The sequence below is a fragment of the Nocardiopsis sp. NRRL B-16309 genome (assembly GCF_001279585.1).
Classification (GTDB): domain Bacteria; phylum Actinomycetota; class Actinomycetes; order Streptosporangiales; family Streptosporangiaceae; genus Nocardiopsis.
Window position 1 is genome coordinate 134,572 of sequence record NZ_LGEC01000114.1, and the last position, 19,740, is coordinate 154,311.

The following is a 19,740-nucleotide window of genomic DNA, read 5'->3' on the forward strand; positions in this document are numbered from 1 at the left end:
TTTCAGGAACTCGGTGTGTTGGAGCAGTCCGCGCAGACGCCCCAGTAGACGACCTCGGCCTCGTCGATGACGAAACCGTGGTTGTGTGAGGCGTTCAGGCACGGTGCGTGTCCGACGGCGCAGTCGACGTCGGCGATGGCACCGCACGACCGGCACACGACGTGGTGGTGGTTGTCCCCGACCCGAGTCTCGTAGCGGGCCACGGAGTTCTGCGGCTGTATGCGTCGCACCAGGCCCGCGCCGGTCAGTGCCTTGAGGACGTCGTAGACGGCCTGGTCGGACACGGTACCGAGGCGCGAGCGCACCACACCGATGATCGACTCCGTGTCCGCGTGCGGATTCTCGTGCACGGCGGAGAGCACGGCCAGTCGAGGGCTGGTCACCCGCAGAGCGGACTCGCGCAACATTCGCTCGAAATCCGAAGGGGTTGTCATGCCTCGAAGTCTGCCGCCTTTTCTGGAGCAAGTCAAATATTGGGGCGAGTCCGACAAGACTGGCCGAGTGCGCGGCCCTCGGGCGCGACCGGCCTGGTCAGAGCCGGTCCGGTGAGCGTCCGGCCGCGTCGGGCGGGAGCGCGGGCCCGTGGGAACGAGAGCGGGCCGGGCCCGAAGACGGACCCGGCCCGTGTCAGGGGATCAGCCCGGCAGGTGCGCCTTGATCGCGGAGACGATCTCCTCCGCCTCGGGCTCGGTGGCCGGACGGAACCGGCCGACGACCCGGCCCCCGGTGTCGACGAGGAACTTCTCGAAGTTCCACTGCACGTCACCGGCCTCGCCCCCGGCGTCGGGGGTCCGCACGAGCTCCGCGTACAACGGGTGGCGCTCCTCACCGTTGACGTCGGTCTTCTCCAGCAGCGGGAAGGTGACGCCGTAGGTGGTCGAGCAGAAGGTGGCGATCTCCTCGGACGTGCCGGGCTCCTGCCCCATGAACTGGTTGCAGGGCACGCCCAGCACGGTGAGGCCCTGGTCCTGGTAGCGCTCGTGCAGACGCTCCAGGCCTTCGTACTGCGGCGTGAGGCCGCACTTGGAGGCGACGTTCACGATCAGCAGGACGCGCCCGCGGTGGTCGGACAGCGACGCGGGCTCGCCGGACAGCGTGCGCAGCGGGATGTCGTACAGGTCCATACGTGGCTCCTCGGTGGTAGCGGTGACCGGCCATACTGTCTCAGGCGCGGGCGACGAAGCCGAACACGGCCCGCGCCGGTCCGCACCGGACGGGTTCCGCCGCGGTGCAGCCGGTCCGTCGCGACCGGTCCCCGCTCCTTCGCCGACACGGCCGACTCCCCGCCACCGATCCCCCGGCGTCGGCGGTGGCCGGCGGGGTCGGCTAGCCTCCCCACACACCGTCGTAGGAGGAGCTGGAATGGACCTGTTCGATCTGACCGGGAAGAACGCCGTCGTCACCGGGGGCACCCGCGGGATCGGGATGATGATGGCCCGCGGACTGCTCCAGGCCGGGGCCCGCGTGTGGATCAGCTCCCGCAAGGCCGACGCCTGCGAGCGGGCCCGCGAGGAACTGTCGGCGTTCGGGGAGGTGCACGCCGTACCCGCCGACCTCTCGGCCGAGGACGAGTGCCGGCGGCTCGCGGACGAGGTCACCGCGCAGGCGCCCGAGGTGCACATTCTGGTGAACAACGCGGGCGCCACCTGGGGCGAGCCGCTGGAGACCTTCCCCGAGTCGGCCTGGGACAAGGTCCTGGACCTCAACCTGAAGTCACCCTTCTTCCTCGTGCGCGCCTTCCTGCCGGCGCTGGAGGCCGCGGCCACGCCCGAGGACCCGGCGCGCGTCATCAACGTCGGCAGTATCGACGGCATCCACGTCCCGGACCTGCCCACCTACGCCTACTCCTCCAGCAAGGCGGCCGTCCACCAGCTGACCCGGCACCTGGCGCGGGAGCTGGGTCCCAAGGCGATCACCGTCAACGCGGTCGCGCCCGGGCCCTTCCCCTCGAAGATGATGGCGAGCACGCTGGACGCCTTCGGCGACCACATCGCGCAGGCGGCGCCGCTGCGCCGCATCGGCCGGGACGACGACATGGCGGGCACCGCGGTCTACCTGGCCAGCCGTGCGGGCTCCTACGTCACCGGCGCCGTCATCCCCGTGGACGGGGGGATCGCCACCACGGCCAACGGGCTGTGACCCGACCGGGCCGTCCCCTCAGCCCTGGGCGGCGGACTCGGTGTCGCGGTCCGGGGGCGCGTCCTCGGGCTCGCGGCGCGCCCAGACGGTGGCCATCGTCGCTCCGGACACGTTGTGCCAGACGGAGAACAGGGCGCCCGGCAGAGCGGCCAGCGGGGCGAAGTGGGCGGTGGCCAGCGCCGCCGCCAGGCCCGAGTTCTGCATGCCGACCTCGATGCTGATCGCCCGCCGGGCGGACTCGGGCACCCTGCTGGCGGCGCCCGCCGCGTAGCCGATCGCCAGGCCCAGGAGGTTGTGCAGGACCACGGCCAGGCCCAGCAGCAGTCCGGTGCTCAGGACCGCGTCGGCGTTGGCGCCCACGACCGCCGCGACCACCACGACGATGCCGGTGACCGACACCAGCGGCAGCGCGGGCAGGACGGCCTCCACGGCGCGGGTGGCGAACCGGCGCAGGAGCAGTCCCGCCACGACCGGGACGAGCACCATCTGCACGATCGACAGGAACAGGTCGCCGGCGGAGACCGGCAGCGTGGACCCGGCCAGGCCCAGGACGATCAGCGGGGTCAGGACCGGCGCCAGGAGGGTGGAGATCGACGTCATGGCCACCGACAGCGCCACGTCGCCCCGGGCGAGGTAGACGATCACGTTGGACGCCGTGCCGCCGGGCGCGGCGCCCACCAGCACCATGCCGACGACGAGCATCGGCGGCAGCTGGAACAGGTGGGCGATCCCGAAGCCCAGCAGGGGCATCACCGTGTACTGGGCGGCCACGCCCAGGATCACGGCCCGGGGGTGTCTGGCGACGACGGCGAAGTCCACGGGGCGCATCGTCAGCCCCATGCCGAACATGATGACGCCGAGCAGGAGGGGGATGTGGGGGGCGAGGGCCGCGCTCTGCGCGGGCGCCAGGAGGCCGACCACGCCTCCGGCCAGGACCAGCAGGGCGAACCACCGGCCGACGGCGTCGGCGATCTTCGTGATGACCGTCATGGTGCTACTCCCGAGAGGTGCTCCGGGGACGCCGGGAGGCGCGCCCCGAGCGGTTGCCGCCCACAGGGGTCGGCACCGCGCGCACCAGCGTAACTTCCGTGCCCGCGGGGGTTCTCGGCCGGGACCGGCTTCCGTGTCCGCCCGCTCCGCGTGGCGACGGCCTCAGGTGTGGCGGGCGCGGGCCCGGATGCGGGCGGCCGAGATGGGGCGGTACATCGACAGCGCGTCGTTGAGGAGCTTGGGCATGCGCTCGCGTCCGCCGTCCTCGGCGAACAGCAGTAGCGGCAGTTCGCCGGCGTCCTCCGGCGCGGGCGTCGTGTCGATCCCCGCCGCGACGAGCGCGTCCCGCCCCGCGGGCGTGCGCGGCCAGGTCAGCACGCACTCGCCCGCCACGAGGGGGCGCGGCAGTGAGTCGATGACGGCCCACATCGCGTCGGTGTCCGTGTCCTCCACGAAGACCAGGCCGAGCGGTGTGGGCAGGAAGAACGTACCGCCGTCGACTCCGGTGAGGACCGAGGCCCAGAAGCGGTTGGGACACAGCACGTAGACGCGTTCGTGCTTCATGTCGTCGGCGAGGCGGTCGATCGCGACGCTCTCGCGGAGCGGGACGGGGTCTGCCATGGGGCCGATCCTCGCACGCCGGGCACGGCCGTGGAGGCGGTTCGGCGACATCCGCGGAGCCGCCGGGCGCCGGGGCGCCACCCGGATCCGGGGGAGCGCCCCGGTGACACTCCCCCGGGGCCCTCAGTGCGCTTCGTACGGCTGGGCGTCCACCGCCGGGCGCCGGTGCGCCACCGGGCCCGCGGAGGGCTCGTCGCGCGGCCGGAACACCAGCTGCACGTGGTCCCCGTCCTCCAGGACGCGCACCGAGATCTGGTAGACGGGTTCGAGCACCTCGGGGGTCAGCACCTCGGGGGTGGGCCCGGCCTTGGCCACGCGGCCCTGGTCGAGCAGCACCAGGTGGTCGCAGTAGCGCGCGGCCAGGTTGAGGTCGTGCAGCACGACGACCGTGGTGATGTCGAGAGCGCTCACCAGCTGGAGGACCTCGTGCTGGTAGCGGATGTCCAGGTGGTTGGTCGGTTCGTCCAGGAGCAGGTGGCCGGTCTGCTGGGTGAGCGCGCGGGCGATGAGGGTGCGCTGCTTCTCGCCCCCGGACAGGGCGGCGAAGTTGCGGTCGGCGAGGTGGCGGATCCCGACCCGCCGCAGCGCGGCGGCGGCCGTGCGGTGGTCGTGCGCGGTGTAGGCCTGCAGCGACGAGCGGTGGGGGGACCGTCCGAGCAGGACCATCTCGGCGACGGTGACCGGCAGTTCCGGTGGCGCTTCCTGGGCCACCACCGCGACGCGCCGGGGCAGTTCGCGCCCCTTCAGCGCGCCCACCGGATCGTCGTCGATGAGCACCGCTCCGTGCCTCGGTGTCAGGGCGGCGTACAGGATGCGCAGCAGGGTCGTCTTCCCGCTGCCGTTCGGGCCGATGAGCCCGAGGACACGGCCGGAGTCGGCGTGGAGTCCGACCCCGGCGAGCACGGGGGTTCCGTCGTAGGCGAACGTCACGTCGGATGCGCTGATCACGGTGGGCGACTCTCATGGGACGTGGTCGGTCAGGGGCGTGTGGTCGTCACGGGGCGGTCCCGGACCGTGCGAGGGGCCGGGGGTCGGCGAGGCTCCGGGCCCCGGGAACCGCCAGCGCGCCCAGCGCCGCGGCCACGGTCAGGAGCCCGCACACCAGCAGCACGGGGGTCTGGCCGACCGAGGTCAGGGCGAGGGGCAGCAGGACCAGGCCCAGTGGCGCGACGCCGTGGGAGACCATGAAGTCGAAGGAGAAGAGCCGGCCCAGCCGCTCCGGCGGTACCTCCCGCTGGATGGCGCTGAACCAGGGGATGTTGAACGCCTCGATCCCGATCCCGCCGAGGAAGTAGGCCAGCAGTACCAGGGCGGCGCCCCACTGCGGCGCCACCCCCGGCACGGTGAGGGCCAGCGGGACCAGGCCGTAGAGGCTGAGCCCGGCGAAGGCGACGGTCCCAGGGCGGCGCGGCGTCCAACGCGACAGCAGCAGCGCCCCGGCCACGGCCCCGGCGGAGTAGCAGCCGAGCGCGATGCCGAGGAAGGCCTCGCCGCCCAGGTCGCTCCGGCTGACCACCGGCAGGGTCAGCTGCTGCACGGCGAACCCGAGCGCCAGCCAGACCACCAGCGCGCCGAGTCCGGCGACGAACCAGCGGTGCCGCCCCGCCTCGCGCAGCACCTCGGCGTAGTCGGCGAACGGGCGCCGCCGCGCGTCGTTGGACGGCGGCCGCCCACCGCGCGGCAGGAGCAGTGCCAGTCCGGCCGAGCCCAGCCAGAGCAGGCCCGTGGCCACCAGTGTCACCGAGCCGCCGACCGCCACGTAGAGCAGGGCCGCCAGGGTCGGCCCGCCGACCAGCATCAGCCGGTTGCTCAGCGTGGAGAGGGCGTTGGCCCGCTGCCGGTCCGGTTCGGCCACCACCTCGCCGATCAGGGCCTGGTAGGCGCCGCGGAAGACGCCCTCGCCGATCCCGGCCACCAGGATCGCGGCGCAGATCGCGGGCACGGAGACGGTGAAGGCGGCGACCGAGGCCAGGATCGCCGTGCCGCGCACGGCGCTCGCCACGGTGAGCACGGTCCGGCGCGGGTAGCCGTCGGTGACCATGCCGCCGACGACCGCGCCGACCACGAAACCCGCGGTGCGGGAGCCGAGCACGAGCCCGAGGACGGCGACCCCGCCCTGGGTGTCGAGCACGAACAGGGTGAGCGCCACCGGGGTGAGCGAGGTGGCCGTGCTGGACGCCGTGTAGCTCAGCCAGGCGAGCCGGAACCGTCGGTTGCGCAGGGTCGAGAGCATCACGGCACCTCAGACCGTGGCCGAGGGGCGCCAGCCGGTCCGCGCCCCCTGGAAGTCGCGGGCGGCGGCCACCAGGAAGGAGGCCAGCTCCAGCAGCGGTACCGGTTCCATGTCCAGTTCCTGGAACGTGGCGGTACAGGTGGGGCAGGTGTTGACCTCGTAGACCCGTAGTTCGCCGGTCTCCTCGTCGTGGGCGACGTCCACTCCGGCGAACAGCGCGTCCATCGCCTCGGCCGCCTGTTCGGCGATCGCGCGCAGGTCGGCGGTGAGTTCGGCGCGGTGACGGGTGTTGCCGGGCGCGTTGGAGATCCAGGTGCCCTCGGGCGCGATCCGCGTCACGGCGGCCACCGCCTGGTAGTTGACGCACAGGACGCGGGTGTCGCGGTGCCCGGCTGAGACGAAGGGCTGGACGTAGTACTGCTCGGGCGCGGGGTCGAGCGCGCGGGTGTAGTCGCGGACCGACGCCTCGTCGGTGAGCCGGTGCATTCCGCGCCCGCGGGAGCTCATCAGGGGTTTGGTCACCATCGGGTACCCGCGCTCGGCGGTCCAGGACACGAGTGTCTCCTCGTCCCGGCCCCACAGCACCGGCAGGTGCCGCACGCCGGCCCGGTGCAGCAGCGCGGAGTTCAGGTACTTCGACTGCCCGCGCAGCAGCGTCATCGCCGAGTTGACCACGGGGATCCCGGCGAGCCGGGCGGTCTCCAGCTGGTTCATGCCCAGGATCAGGTAGTCCTCGTAGACCCAGCCGAACACCAGGTCGGGCGCCAGTTCGGCGCCCTCGGCCAGGAAGCGGGTGCCGTCCGCGGTCACCTCGGTGACCAGGTCGTCGGGGTGCACCCGCCGGGCCTGGCCGCCGAGGCGGTGGATCTCGGCGAACAGGGCGCGGTGGTCGTCGTCGTCATCGTCGTTGCCGAGCAGGAGGATCAGCGGCGCTTCAGCCATCGTGGACGGAGCCTTCCTCGTGTGGGTGCGGGGGTACGGGGTGCGACACGGGGGTCAGGCCGCCGACTTCATCCGGCGTACCAGGAAGAACAGGAACGGCGCGCCCGCCACGGCGGTGACGATGCCGATCGGCAGCTCACGGGGGACGAACGCCATCCTGGCCACCACGTCGGCCCAGATCAGGAAGGACGCCCCGAGCAGCGCGGCGACCGGGAGCAGGCGCCGGTGCACGCCGCCGACGCAGAGCCGGGCCACGTGCGGGACGACCAGGCCGACGAATCCGATCCCGCCGGACACGGCGACCGCGGCGCCCACGCACAGGGCGACCACCAGCAGCACCTGCACACGGAGCCGCGCCGGCGGGCTGCCCAGCGCGTGGGCGGTGTCGTCCCCGAGCGTGAGCGCGTCCAGCTTGCGCGACCACAGCACCAGGATCACCAGGGCGAGCAGCATCGGCGCCCCGGCGGTCGCCACCCCGGACCACTCGGCCCTGGCCAGCGAGCCGAGCAGCCAGAACAGCACCGCCCGGGCGCCTTCCGGCGTGTCCGAGGCGAAGATCAGGAAGCTGGTGGCCGCGTGCAGGACGTAGCCGACCGAGACGCCGGCGAGCAGCAGGCGCACGGAGGTGATCCTGCCTCCGGTGGTCGCCAGCGCGAACACCGCCCCGGTCGCCACCAGCGCGCCGACGAACGCGCTGCCGGTGAGCGAGCTCGCCCCGATCGAGGCGCCGACGCCGAACAGGATGGTGAGCGCGGCGCCGGTGGAGGCGCCGTAGGTGATGCCCAGCAGGTACGGCTCGGCCAGCACGTTGCGTACCAGGGCCTGGAGCGCCGCCCCGGCGATCGCCAGTGCCGCCCCGACCGCGGCCGCCAGCAGGACGCGGGGGGTGCGCACCAGCCAGACGATGCTGTCCTCGGAGGCGGTCCATGTCGCCTCCGGTGTGCCGAGGACGTGGCTGCCGATGATGCGCGCGACGGTGTCGGGCGGGATCGAGACCGGGCCGAGCCCGATCGCGACCGGAACGCTGACCAGCAGCAGCACGGTGAGGCCGCCGACCCACAGCAGTGTCCGCCGGGTGCGCCGGCCGTGGTCGAGATCGTCGGACGGCACGCCGCCCGCGCCGAGCGTGTCGTCCTGGTCTGCGGTCAACGCCATCGCGGCCCTTTCTGCACAGCCGCCGGGCGGGTGGCCGGAACACTCATCCGCTACCGTCCACGCGTCCGGCGCCGGTCATGGTCGTCTCACTCATCGATGAGCGCGGCCAACTGCTCCAGGCCGTCGATCGCGAGCGTGCCGTGCCCGGAGTAGAAGAAGTCGAGCACCATGATCCGGTCGGCCTCGACCGCCGGGACCGAGCTGAGCTCCGACCGGCCGGTGAGCGCCTCGCGCACCTCCTCCTCGGAGGTGTCGCCCGGCTCGTAGAGCGCGATGATCCGCTGCGGGGCGGCTTCGATCAGGGCTTCGGTGTTGGGCTCGAAGTACCGCTCGTCGGTGTCCTCGAAGACGTTCGACAGGCCCGCGTACTCCATCTGCTGGTGGACCATGCCGCGTCGGCCGTACGCGCCGATCGCGGCGTCCGGACCGGCGACGAAGAGGGCGGCGGCCGCGTCCTCGTCCGGCGGGGACTGCTCGGCCCGCTCGGTCACCGCGTCGAGCCGGCCGCGCAGGTCGGTGACCGCCTGCTCGGCGGCGTCCTCGGTGCCCAGGACCTGACCCAGTGTGGTGATGTCGTCGAAGACGCCCTCCAGCGGGTCCTCGACCTCGGACTGCCCGGCACCGAAGCCCCCGCAGTAGCCGCTGATGATCAGTGTCGGGATGCCGGCGGCCTCCAGGTCCTCCGGGCCGAACTCGTTGAGCCCGTAGGTGACCACCAGGTCGGGTTCGGCGCCGATGATCACCTCGCGGGAGATGTCGTCCGAGCTCTGGATGGGGGCCTGCTCGGCCTCGCCGAGCGGACCCTCCGCATCGCCGAGCGGCTCCCCGATCAGGGGGGCGAACGTGCCGATCCGATCGGTGCCGCCGGCGGCGTGCACCAGGGTCCCGGCCTCGCCACCGATCACGTACATGTTCTCGGGCGGCGCCTCGATGGTCACCTCCCGGCCACAGTTCTGCACCGTCAGCGGGTAGTCCCCCGCGCCGGCCTGCGTGGTCGCCTCATCGGTGCCACCACCGCCGCCGCACGCCGTCGCGGCCAGAACTCCGGCGACCGCCGCCAGGGCGAGACCCGGACGCCGTAGGGGTCGCCGCATGAACTGTCGCTTGTGCTGCATGGAAGGGGGATCCTTTCGGTCGTTCGAGAGTGGCGACGCACACGCGGTGTCGTCGCACCGGCGCCGCTCCGGGAGAGCGGCCCGGTTCCGCCGGCGGGTCCGGTTCCGCCAACGGGTCCGGTCCCGCCGACGGGTCCGGCGGTCAGGTCGATCCGCTCGGGGCTCGGGCGGGCACGGGCAGGGCGTCGTCGGGGGAGGGTGCGGAGGCCGCCCAGTCGGCGACGGACCAGGGCAGCGCGATCCCGTCGCTGTCGGCCACCTCGTGCGGTGCCAGACCGGCGATGCCCGGCACCTGCGCGTGCGCCGCGAACGCCGCGCGGACGTAGCGGTGACCGGTGTCGGGAGCCAGGAACACGACGGTGCGGCCCTCCGAGCGCCCGCGCTCCCACTCCGCGGCCAGGTAGGCCGCCCCGGCGGAGAGCCCGGCGAACACGCCGCTGTCCCTCAGCAAGGCCACCGCGCCGGCCCGCGCGTACTCGAACGACACCCAGTGGATGCGGTCGTAGAGTTCGTGGCGCACGTTGCGGAACTCGATCGAGCTGCCGATGCCCGCGATGATCATGTCCGGGTCGGCGGTGTGCCCGGCGTCGAAGGTGACGCTGCCGAACGGCTGGATGCCGATCAACCGCACGTCCCGGCCGGCCGCCCGCAGGTAGCACGCCAGGGCCCCGGTCGAGGAGCCGGTGCCCACGCCGCTGACGATGGTCAGCGGCCCGCCCGGCACCTCCCGGTCGAGCTGTTCGGCCACCTCGCGGTAGCCGACGTAGTGGATGGCGTCGTGGTACTGGCGCATCCAGTGGAAGCCGGGGTTCTCCAGCAGCAGCCTCCCGACCCGCTCGACACGGCGGTTCTGGTCGAGCATCAGGTCGTCCGAGGGCGGCATCCGCTCCAGGGTCGCGCCCAGGATCTCCAGCTGGACCCGCAACGTCTCGTCCACCGTGGTGGAGCCCACGATGTGGCAGCGCATCCCGTACCGGTGACAGGCGAGCGCGAGGGCCAGCGCGTAGATGCCGCTGGAGCTGTCCACGAGGGTGTCGCCGGGGCGTACCGCCTCCGTGGCCAGCAGATGGCGCACGGCCCCCAGGGCCGAACGCACCTTCATCACCTCGAACCGCAGGCACACCAGGTCGGGGCCGAGCCGGATGCAGTCGGGGTCGGCGATGGCGTCCGCGTAGTGCTCGTGCACCGCGCTCAGTCCTTCCCGCCGGAACGGCCGCCCGCGCGGCGCAGGGCGAACAGGTAGGTCTGCACGTCGTCTCCGGGCCAGTCCTGCACGTGGACGACCTCGGCGCCGAATCCGGCCTCCAGGGCCAGCGCCACGATGTCGCGCAGCGGAGCGGTGTTGGACACGATCAGGTAGACCACTCCGTCCGGGGCGAGCAGGTCCCTGGACACCAGCTGGTCAAAGAACCGGGTCGCGATGTCGCGGCCCAGGCACAGGTTGCGCACGATCTCCGGGTCGTCCGACAGCGGCAGTTCGATGGCCGGCGGGTTGAACGTCACCACGTCCACCTGCTCGCCGTCGGGGAACCCCTCCCAGACGTCGGCCACGAGCGCGACCAGCGGCGGGCCGTCCGTGCCGATGATGCGCTCGTAGTGGCGGACGGTGGTGCGCACGCTCTCCGGGTGCACGTCCAGCGCGTAGACGACACCGGCGCCGCGCACGCCGGCCACCACGGCCTCCACCCCCAGCCCGGCGCCCATCGCGGCGTAGCGCAGCCCGGCGACCGGGAGCCTCCCGTCGAGCAGACGGGTGTGGACCAGGCGGCTGGTCTCGCCCGGGTGGAACACACCCGGAGGCAGGTCGAAGTCCCAGCCGTTCCAGGTGTAGGTGCGGTGCTCGTGGATCGCGCGGCTGGGGTTGTTGATCGCCCGGATCTCGTCGGCGGACAGCGTGTGCGGCAGCAGCGCGTGGAGATCCCAGTCGGTGGCGGTACCTGGCTGAACCGGCGGGCCGGGCTTGTGGCCCGCGTGGGACGGTCGACGCACGTTCAAGTTCCCTTCGGTCGGTCACCGGAGTCGCGTTCGACCCGGTGATCCCCCTGTTTCGGGCTTCCGCTCAGCCCTTCGGCACCCTTGTCGAGGGGCGGCGGGCGACCACGCTTTGAAAACGATTATCAGTACTAGCACACGCAGCGGAGAGCGTGAATGCACCTTCTGTCACCACGCGAACGCGGTGTGCACCTGCATGCCCGCTGACCAGCACGGACGCCGATTCTTCGTCGCCCCACAAACCTCGTTCCGGCACGAGGCGACGACCCTCGGTGAGCCGCACGGAAGGTGGACGCGCCCGACTCAGGCGAGACGGATGTCACGCCGCCCCCATTTCAGGCCGTCCCGAACCTCCGGCCAGATCAGCCGGAACACCGCCGCCATGGCGACGCGCACCCGAACCGGACTGGGCGGCACAGGCGTGCGCGACGCGCACAGCCGCGAGCGCCCCACCGCCCTCCCGGGGGCGGATCAGCGTGCTCAGGATCAACTCCGGCTGAGAACGACGTCCAGGCCCGTGTCGGGATGGTAGGCCCACGACGCGTGGATACCGTCCCAGTCCGCGGACTGCCTACCGTCGAGTGCCCTGGTCTGGCTCATCTCCTCGATGACGCTGTCCGGCGCCTCCAGTTCGGCGAGAATGCAGACGAGGAATTCGACCGAAATGCCGCTGGATTCGTCATCACCCCGGTGGTCCAGGCTCAGTGATTCCCCGTCGTCACCGATCCGAGCCCAGGCCCCCGCCGTGATTCCGCATTCGTCCACCGCCGCTTCGAAGTGGTGACCGGAGAAATCGAGAGTGGTCACGAGCAGGGTCGAACCGATACCGACGAGCGTTCCGACAGCCGCGCCGATGGAGAACGGCAACCACGGAAGCCGGAAGCGGCCCGGCGAAGCCGTCGGCTCCGGTTCCCCCTGGGCGGGGGCGGTCCGATCACCAGAGGCCGGAATCCCGTAGGAGTCGTGCGGCTCGTTCAATTCGGTCGACACGACACACTCCAGAAGGGATGATCCGCACGAAGAACACGAATCATTCCCTTCTACCACGGCCGCGGCCCCTGGGTCCGACCATTACGAGAAACCCCTCCGCGAAGACGCCGAGTCGAATACGAGCCTCGCCCGGCCGGAGAAGGCGTCAGGACATCGGGCGGGGCGCGTCCTCGGTCATTGCTCGGCGAGGAGGGTACCGGCGGTGGACTGGGGGACGAAGCGGCTGGGGGTGATGCCCAGCAGTTCGGCGGCCAGTTCCTCGTTGCCCGAGAAGCCCGCGTCGGCGTCGATGGTCTGCGAGCCGTCCCAGAGCATGAGCATGGCGGAGACCGTGTGCGACCCCTTGTCGTGGTGCATGTCGTAGTGGGCGGCCATCGGCACGCTGTCGTAGTGCACCCACAGGTCGTGCCCGGTCATGAACATGTCCAGGTCGAAGGTGACGGTCAGCCCCATCAGCTCCGGCTTGTAGCGGTCGTCGATGCCCGCGAAGGCCTCGTCGAGCGCGACCACGCGCGGGCACGTGGGTGCGGCCGAGGAGTACAGGGCGTTGGCCGCGGCGAACAGCGGCAGGTGGATCGCGGCGGACTTCTCCCCGCCCGACATCTGCTCGTGCTTGTTCTTGGTGAGCCGGACCTCCTCCTGGCCGGGGACCGCCAAGCGCAGCTCGAACCGGTACCAGGTGCGGTAGTCCAGGACCGCGGAGAGCACCTGCTTGTAGCTCGCGCGGGGGTGGGCGGCGTGGTACTCCCGGATCATCTCGCGCAGGACGGCGCGCAGCTCGGCCAGGCCGGAGGGCCCCAGTCCGGTCCCGTCGCGCTTGACCAGCTGGGCGGCGGTCCGCTCGCGGTCGTTGAGCGCCTCTGAACGGGCCCAGCGGATACCGATCTGCGTGCCCGAGGACATCGGGCGGGCCCGGGTGTCGCGGTCCATACGGCGCACGAGGTCGCGGGCGGCGGCGACGCGTTCGTGGATCTGCTGGGCGATGCCGCCGAGCAGCTCGTCCTCCAGGACCCGGTGCTCCTCGTCGCGCATCAGCGCGCCCTGCTCCTCGACCCGGTCCGCGATCGTGCGCGCGAACGCCGAGACCGGGCTGCGTCCGCCCTCGTCGTTGACGAAGACGGTGATCACACCGGTGGGTCCGACCTCGTGGTCGACCCGGTAGCCCTCGGAGTCCCCGCCCAGCGTCTCCTGGAAGGTGCGCAGCGCGTTGGACATCCGGGTGGCGGAGCGCTTGATGTCGCCCTCCCCCACCCTGGGAGCGGCGCCCACGGCCTCGGTCAGGGCCGCCAGGAGCGCGCCGACCCCCTCGGGCAGCGTGTCGTGCACGGTGGCGGCCGTCCCCGAGAGCAGCGCGTCGGCGGCCTCCTCGGGCCCGGGCCAGCTGCGCCGGTCGGGCCAGGCGGCGGCGAGGTCGATGCCCAGCACGGCGCGCACCGCGGGCTGGGTGAACTCGCCCAGCGACTCCACCCGCTCATGCAGCGCCCCCAGTGCGGTCACGAGCGCCTCCCTGCCCTGTTCGCGCTGGGTGTCGGAGCGGATCACCGCCTCGTGTTCGGAGGCCGCTTCCCCGCGGGCGCCGTCACGCTCGGCGGTGGTCCGGTGCAGGTCCCCGCGCAGCCCGTCGAGCCGGATGAGGATCTCCTTGACGGGAGCGTCGATGGCCGCTTCCAGGGCGGCCAGTTCGGCTGCCTCCTCCTCGTGGGCGGCGCGCTGCTCGGCGAGGTCCTCCTGGTCCGACTCCAGTGCCCCGGTGAGCCGGTCGATGGTCTCCCGGCGCCCGGCCAGGTCGCGCTCGAACTCGGCGGCGCCGGTACGCGCGGCGTGCAGGGCCCCGGCCGTCTCCAGGAACCCGGCGAGGGCCGACGCCACCGCCTCGGTCCCCGCGCGGTCGGCTGGCATGGCGCGCTCGGCGGCCACGGCCCTCACCTGGCGGCGGTGTGCGTCGACCTCGGCCACCGCGGTGTCCAGGGCGCGGCGGAGCCGGTCGGCCGTGGTACGGGCGGAGGCCAGCAGTGTGGAGCGGCGTTCGACCGTGCGCACGGCCTGGGCGACGGGGGTGGGGTCTGGCAGGTCGGCGCGGGCGCGCGCGAAGTCCTTGAGGAGTTCCCTGGCCTGTCCGAGCCGGTCGCCGACGGCGGTGCGGCGCTCGGTGAGTTCGTCGACGCGCCGGTCGCAGGCGGCCAGGCGGTCACGGCGGCGGTGGGCGCGGTTGGTGGCGCCGATGAACTCGGCGGCGGGCTTGGGATGGGCGCCGACGAGCACGCCGAGCCCGAACCGGGCGCGGGCGTCCACGCCGCCGCGCACGGCGCCCCCGTCCTCGCCGTGGTAGGGCAGTGAGCGCAGGACCCGGGAGACGGTCTCGGCGGGAACGTGGTCCTGGCGTTCGGGGACCAGGACGTCGGCCAGGGTGCGCCCGGCCACCGGCTCGTCCGCGGGGAGCAGGTAGGCGTCGGCGTCGCCGTCGTCGAGCGCGGTGCGGGTCAGCTCGGAGTCGGGGTGGATCCACGCGGTGAGCAGGCCGGCGGCCTGGAGCGCGCCCTCGACGGCGGCGGCCTCGCCCTCGGGCAGGTCGTCGGCGAAGCGCACCAGCCGCCACAGCGGCGCGCCGAGCCGGCCGCCGCGCGGGGCGGTGCGGTGGTGGTCGGCGGGCGGGGCGTCGTCGCGCTCGGCGGCGATGTCGTCGCGCTCGCGCCGCAGCGCGGTGAGTTCCCCGTCGATCGCCGAGGCCTCCGTCTCCAGTCCCTGCACGCGGGCGGCGACCTCCAGCTGCGCGTCGTGGACGTGCTCGTTGAAGACCTCGGTGAGGGTGGCCGTGCCGGGTTCGCCGAACCGGGCGACCGCCTCGGCGAGGGCGTCGCGGCCCTGCGCGTCCAGGACGCTCCAGCGGTCGGCCCACGCGCCGACCGCCTGGGCGGTGGCCGCGCGCAGTTCGGTGAGTTCCTCGTCGGCGCGGGCGCAGCCGTCCTGGGCCTCGTCGAGGTCGGCGACGGAGCGGGCGCTGTCGGCGTCGGCGCGCTGTCGGGCCGCCTGGGCCGTGTCGAGGGCGTCCAGGTGCTCGCGGACCGCGCGGACGTCGTCCTCGCGGGCCGCGGCACGGGCCCGCGCGGTGGTCGGCAGGTCCTCGCCGGTGTCGACGGGGCCCTCGGCGTCGTGTCCGATCCCGGCCGCGTCGGCGGCCTCGGCGAGCTCGCCGGACAGGCGCCGGGCGGTGGCGCGGTCGCGGTCGATCCGGTCGGCGACCCGGGCGGCCTCGGTGCGCAGGTGGGTGATCTCCCGGACCTGGTGGTCCACCCGGGCGGCCTGGGTGGCCAGGTGGCGGGAGCGCTCCTCGTGGTGCTCGCGCCGGGTGCGCAGGCTCTCGTGGCTGCGCAGCGCCTCGTCGGCCTCCAGGGCCTTGACCTCGGCCGCGAGCGTGCCGATCCGGGTGTCCAGGTCCTGTTCGCGGGTGCGGGCCGCGTCCCGGGCCAGGGTGGCGCGGCGGTGCTCGGCGGCGGCCCCCTGGACGGTGTCGGCGTGCGCGGCGGCCTGCTCTACGGCCGCGGTGACGGTGGCGAGCCGGTGGCGGGCGTTGGTGGTGAGGTAGTCGGCGTACTCGCCGGTGAAGGCCCGTACGGCCTCGTCGGCGGCGGTGGCGTTGTCGAAGCGGACCTGCACGGCGGCGAGGTTGGCGAAGTCGCGGGCCGCCTGGTCCACGAGTGCCTCGTCGACGGGGCTGAGTCCGCTGGTGAGGGTGTCGGAGACCTTCTCCGGGTCCAGGTCCTTGGCGAGCAGCGGTCGGCGCAGGGCCAGCAGCAGGTCCAGGAGCTGGATGTAGCGGTCCCTGAGGCCGAAGAGGCGGGCGTCGACGGCCCGCCGGTACTCGGCGGCGGTGCCGTGGTGGGCGCCCTCCCCCAGGACGGCCTTGAGCTGGCGTTCGGTCAGCGGGCGGTTGTCGGCGGCGAGCAGTCCGAAGTCCACCCCCAGGCGCTGGTCGGTGACGAAGAACGACGGCGCGACGCCGTCGCGGTGCTTGTGCGCGCGCAGCCCGATGACCAGGGTGACCGTCTCGGCGGCGCTCCCGGTGCCGACGCCGGGACCGCTGGGCACGCTCCCGGTGCCCCCGGCCGCGCCGCCGGTCTCGGTCTCCCCGGCCGCGCCCGCGGCGGATGCGCCCTCTGTGAAAGCCCCGGCACCGCCTTCCGCCGGAGACCGTCCGTCGGCGGTGACCGCGGACGACGAGAGGGCGTCCGCGGCCGGAGACCGTCCGTCGGCGGTGGACGCTGGGCGGGCGAACTCCATCCACACGTAGCCGTACGCCGACTCGTCCCCGCGGTAGAGCAGGTTGGACTTCATCGTGCGGTTCTGGCCGCTGAAGGGATCGAGCCTGCGGGCGTCGGTGTAGCCGTCCAGGATGAAGGGGAACAGCACCTCCAGCGCCTTGGTCTTGCCCGAGCCGTTGTGCCCGCGCAGGATCAGGCGCCCGTCGGCGAAGGCGAACTCCTCGTCGACGTAGTCCCAGACGTTGATCACTCCGGCGCGGCTGGGCCGGAAGCGGTCGCTCCTGCGGGTCATGCGGGCGTTCCTTCGGTGTCGGGGGCGGTGGCGGCGGCGGGAGCGTGCTCGTCCAGGGACCCGAACGGCAGGTGGCCGGTGTCCTCGCGTTCGGGGAGGGCGCCCTGGATGTTGCGGTAGCGCAGCGCGGCGGGCATGACGAGCACGCCCCCGGGCACCGGGCGGACCAGGCGCAGGTCGGCGAGCAGGGCCAGGGCGGCGTCCAGGAGGCCGTGCGGGTCCTGCTGCCAGGCGTTGGTGAACGAGGCGGCGCCGAACTCGGCGAACAGGTCGGCCACCATGTCCTCCAGGCGCCCGCGCTCGACCAGCGGCACCCGCTGCGAGTCGGCGGCCGGCGCCGGGGCCCGGTCCCCGGTGTCGGTCCAGGCGAGTTCGCCCACCACGCCGTGCCGGGGCAGTCCGGCGTCGACGAGGCGGACGAGGTCGGCGTGCTCGTCGGCGCGCGAGGGCGCCTCCATGTGCACCAGGGCCGCCCAGGAGGTCTCGAACAGGTCGGCCAGCTGGGCCAGCAGGAGTCCGGCCGTGCGGGTGACCGCGCCGCCGCGGCCCGGGAAGGGCCGGTCGGTGAAGAGCCCGCCGGGGTCGGCCAGCAGCACGCCCTCCGCCCGGCGCTCCACCGTCAGACCCGTGATCCGGGCGACCTCCTCGGCCAGGCCCCTGGCCCGCAGGGCCGCGGCCGTGTCGGCGTCGAGGTCGGCGTAGTAGACGGCGGGGTGCTCCAGCAGCAGGCGGCGCGCCCGCTGGGCGGTCCGCTCCCGCCGCGCTCCCCCCGCCTCGGTGTCGCTGAGCAGACCGGTGACGCTGCCCAGGTGCTGGACCGGGCGGGCCGGGCGGAAGAGGATCTCGCAGACGTCGTGGTCGACGTCGAAGAGCGCGTCCGCCTGCTCGCCGCCGCGTGCCCAGGCCTCCAGGGAACCGTCGGACAGGTGCAGGGCCCCGCGGTCCAGCAGCCAGTGGGCGACGTCGACCAGCGCGGCCTTGTGCGTGGAGTCGGTGGGGTCGTAGCCCAGCCCCTCGACGGCGTTGGCGGCCGGCGTGAACTGGCGTACCAGGTCACCGAGGCTGATCTCGATCTGCGAGCGCTGGAAGCAGGCCAGCAGCAGGCACAGGTAGGCCAGGCGGCGGCGGTCGAAGGGCCGCCCGCGACGGGCGAAGACCTGGCGCTGGGTGGGGTCGAGTTCGTCGAGTTCACGCACCAGGCGGACGTGGTCGGTGGTGGCGATGAGCGTGTAGCCGAACAGGCCGCGCAGGTCCTCGGCCATCTGGTCGGCCCAGCGCAGGACCTGGTCGAGCGCGCCGGGGCGGGGCCGCGTCGCGGTGATGAGGTCGCAGGTCAGCACCCGTCGCACGGCCTGCTGGTAGGAACCGAGGTCGGCGGGGTCGACGGTGCGGGCGGGGCCGCGGCGGCCGGCCATCACTTCCCCTTCCCGGTGGTGAGTTCGAGGCGGAAGCCCGGCAGGTGGAGCGTGCCCCGGCTGGTGCGGACGGTGCTGCCCCGGTCGCTGGGCACCAGGCGCACGGCGGTGCCGCCGTCGGCGCCGGTGGCCGGCCCCAGGCGCCCAGCGACCACCGAGCGCGACTCCAGGGCCTTGGTGACCAGGCGGAGCAGGACACGCGTGTCGGCCTCGTCCAGGACGCGGTCGTGCGCGCCCTCGTCGGCGAGCCGCGCGGCGGCCACGCGTTCGGCGGCGCGCTGCTGGGCCTGCTGCCGGCGCAGCGCGGACCGGGCCCCCGCGTTGCGCTTGACGGGCTTGGGCACACCGGTGGTGGGCGCGCGGTCGCTGCGGAAGAGCGTGACGGACAGCTCCACGCCGGGCGCGTCCCACCAGGTGGTGGTCGGCGGGATCTGTTCGTCGTCCTCGTGGGCGGTGCCGAGGTGGCGGGCCGAGCGCACGTTGAACGCGGCGCCCATGAGGGCGTGGGCGGCGCCGTCGTCGGGGGTGTTGAACACCCACTCGGCGAGGTGGCGCAGCTGCGTGGAGCGGTTGACACCGCCGCGCTGGGCCTCGGTGAGCTGGCGCAGCAACGCGATGACCCCGGAGACCGCGGAGCGCGTGGCGGCGCCCAGTTCGGCGGCGCGGGTGGGGGCGCCGCCCTCGGAGGCGAACCAGCCGCGGACCGCTCGCCAGCGGCGGCGCCAGTCCTCCACGCGTTCGCCGCGGGCCATGAACAGGCGTTCGTCGGCCTCGGCCGCGCGGGAGAGGAGAGTGGCCAGACCGGTGCCCTCCACGTCGTGGACGGCCTGGTCCAGGCGCGGGAGGTAGCGGTCCAGTTCGGCCATGAAGTCGGACATGTGCACCAGCAGCGCGTTCTTGTGCCGCAGGAAGACCTCCGGGGAGGCCTCGGTGGAGCGCAGGATCTCGCCGAGGGTCACGTGGAACTGCGCGGAGCGGCGCCCCATGTCCTCCATGACCGCGTCCAGGCGGGAGAGCCGCCGGTAGACGCTCTCCGCCTGGCCGGTGCGGTTGGCCTCCGCCAGCGCGGTGAGGTCCTCCAGCACGTCGGAGAAGACCAGCCGGGAGAGGTTGACATCCTCCACCCGGGCGCCCAGGACGTTCTCCACCGCCTGGTAGGCCCAGTAGCCGAGCTCGCTGAACTGGTAGACCGACTGCCGGTTGCGGTAGCTGGCCAGGTCGCCCGCCCGCGAGGCGTCGTCGAAGCGGTGCACGACCCCGTCGGCGCTGAGCTCGTCCAGCCGGTGGCGCAGGCCGTGTCCGGGCACCGGCGCCCCGGGGTGGGCGGCGGCGAGTTCGCGCAGCGCGGTGGCGACGTCCTCGGCCCCGGCCTGGACCTGGTGGACCTCGCGCAGGCGGTCGAGCGCGCGCAGGATCCACAGGTAGGTGATGTGGTCGTCGCGCCGGGTGAAGTTGAACAGTTGGAAGCGGTCACTGACCGCGAGCGCGTCCAGATCCAGCGCCCTGCGCTCGGCCAACGTCATCCCCTTCCCCCGTGCACACCACCACGCGCCGACGCCGTTCGGCGACGCAACGACAGTATGCCAGCGTGACGACG

16 protein-coding genes are annotated in these 19,740 nt (G+C 73.3%); 1 reads left to right on the forward strand and 15 read right to left on the reverse strand.

Going from position 1 to position 19,740, the window contains the following annotated elements; translation table 11 throughout:
* Positions 1-2: 2 nt before the first annotated feature.
* Together ADL05_RS25090 and ADL05_RS25095 are read right to left on the reverse strand one after the other, a co-directional pair.
* Positions 3-434, reverse strand: a complete 432-nt coding sequence (locus tag ADL05_RS25090) for a Fur family transcriptional regulator (protein WP_053619473.1) — start codon at positions 432-434, stop codon at positions 3-5.
* A gap of 201 nt (positions 435-635) precedes the next feature.
* The gene (locus tag ADL05_RS25095; RefSeq protein ID WP_053619474.1) at positions 636-1,124 is read right to left on the reverse strand and encodes a glutathione peroxidase; all 489 of its coding nucleotides are present in this window, start codon (positions 1,122-1,124) and stop codon (positions 636-638) included.
* Between the two features lie 238 nt (positions 1,125-1,362).
* Here ADL05_RS25095 and ADL05_RS25100 point away from each other — a divergent pair, with 238 nt between their 5' ends.
* Positions 1,363-2,139: an SDR family oxidoreductase gene (locus ADL05_RS25100; protein ID WP_053619475.1), complete on the forward strand. Its 777-nt coding sequence runs from the start codon at positions 1,363-1,365 to the stop codon at positions 2,137-2,139.
* An 18-nt stretch (positions 2,140-2,157) separates the two neighbouring features.
* Here ADL05_RS25100 and ADL05_RS25105 read toward each other — a convergent pair whose 3' ends face one another.
* The 13 genes from ADL05_RS25105 to ADL05_RS25165 all read right to left on the reverse strand — a co-directional run bounded on the left by ADL05_RS25105 (position 2,158) and on the right by ADL05_RS25165 (position 19,660).
* Positions 2,158-3,129 carry a bile acid:sodium symporter family protein gene (locus tag ADL05_RS25105; RefSeq protein ID WP_053619476.1) on the reverse strand — a complete coding sequence of 324 codons (972 nt, stop codon included), beginning with the start codon at positions 3,127-3,129 and terminating at the stop codon, positions 2,158-2,160.
* A 162-nt stretch (positions 3,130-3,291) separates the two neighbouring features.
* Positions 3,292-3,750 (reverse strand): hypothetical protein, encoded by a 459-nt coding sequence (locus ADL05_RS25110; protein ID WP_053619477.1) that lies wholly within the window; start codon positions 3,748-3,750, stop codon positions 3,292-3,294.
* A gap of 123 nt (positions 3,751-3,873) precedes the next feature.
* Positions 3,874-4,698 carry an ABC transporter ATP-binding protein gene (locus ADL05_RS25115; RefSeq protein WP_053619478.1) on the reverse strand — a complete coding sequence of 275 codons (825 nt, stop codon included), beginning with the start codon at positions 4,696-4,698 and terminating at the stop codon, positions 3,874-3,876.
* Between the two features lie 46 nt (positions 4,699-4,744).
* Positions 4,745-5,983: an MFS transporter gene (locus ADL05_RS25120; RefSeq protein WP_053619479.1), complete on the reverse strand. Its 1,239-nt coding sequence runs from the start codon at positions 5,981-5,983 to the stop codon at positions 4,745-4,747.
* 9 nt (positions 5,984-5,992) lie between these two features.
* Positions 5,993-6,925 (reverse strand): RimK family alpha-L-glutamate ligase, encoded by a 933-nt coding sequence (locus tag ADL05_RS25125; protein WP_053619480.1) that lies wholly within the window; start codon positions 6,923-6,925, stop codon positions 5,993-5,995.
* Between the two features lie 54 nt (positions 6,926-6,979).
* Entirely contained in the window at positions 6,980-8,080 is a 1,101-nt protein-coding gene (locus ADL05_RS25130; protein ID WP_053619481.1) for an iron ABC transporter permease, read from the reverse strand.
* An 86-nt stretch (positions 8,081-8,166) separates the two neighbouring features.
* Positions 8,167-9,195, reverse strand: coding sequence for an ABC transporter substrate-binding protein (locus ADL05_RS25135; RefSeq protein ID WP_053619482.1), 1,029 nt, complete (start codon positions 9,193-9,195; stop codon positions 8,167-8,169).
* A gap of 142 nt (positions 9,196-9,337) precedes the next feature.
* The gene (locus tag ADL05_RS25140) at positions 9,338-10,381 is read right to left on the reverse strand and encodes a pyridoxal-phosphate dependent enzyme (RefSeq protein ID WP_053619483.1); all 1,044 of its coding nucleotides are present in this window, start codon (positions 10,379-10,381) and stop codon (positions 9,338-9,340) included.
* A 5-nt stretch (positions 10,382-10,386) separates the two neighbouring features.
* The gene (locus tag ADL05_RS25145) at positions 10,387-11,184 is read right to left on the reverse strand and encodes a methyltransferase (RefSeq protein ID WP_369800994.1); all 798 of its coding nucleotides are present in this window, start codon (positions 11,182-11,184) and stop codon (positions 10,387-10,389) included.
* A gap of 489 nt (positions 11,185-11,673) precedes the next feature.
* Positions 11,674-12,177 carry a hypothetical protein gene (locus ADL05_RS25150; protein ID WP_053619484.1) on the reverse strand — a complete coding sequence of 168 codons (504 nt, stop codon included), beginning with the start codon at positions 12,175-12,177 and terminating at the stop codon, positions 11,674-11,676.
* Between the two features lie 174 nt (positions 12,178-12,351).
* Entirely contained in the window at positions 12,352-16,728 is a 4,377-nt protein-coding gene (locus ADL05_RS25155; protein WP_053619485.1) for a TIGR02680 family protein, read from the reverse strand.
* Entirely contained in the window at positions 16,725-18,143 is a 1,419-nt protein-coding gene (locus ADL05_RS25160; protein ID WP_053619486.1) for a DUF2398 family protein, read from the reverse strand. The genes ADL05_RS25155 and ADL05_RS25160 overlap by 4 nt, the downstream gene beginning before the upstream one ends.
* Entirely contained in the window at positions 18,143-19,660 is a 1,518-nt protein-coding gene (locus ADL05_RS25165) for a TIGR02677 family protein (RefSeq protein ID WP_053619787.1), read from the reverse strand. The genes ADL05_RS25160 and ADL05_RS25165 overlap by 1 nt, the downstream gene beginning before the upstream one ends.
* Between the last annotated feature and the right edge of the window lie 80 nt (positions 19,661-19,740).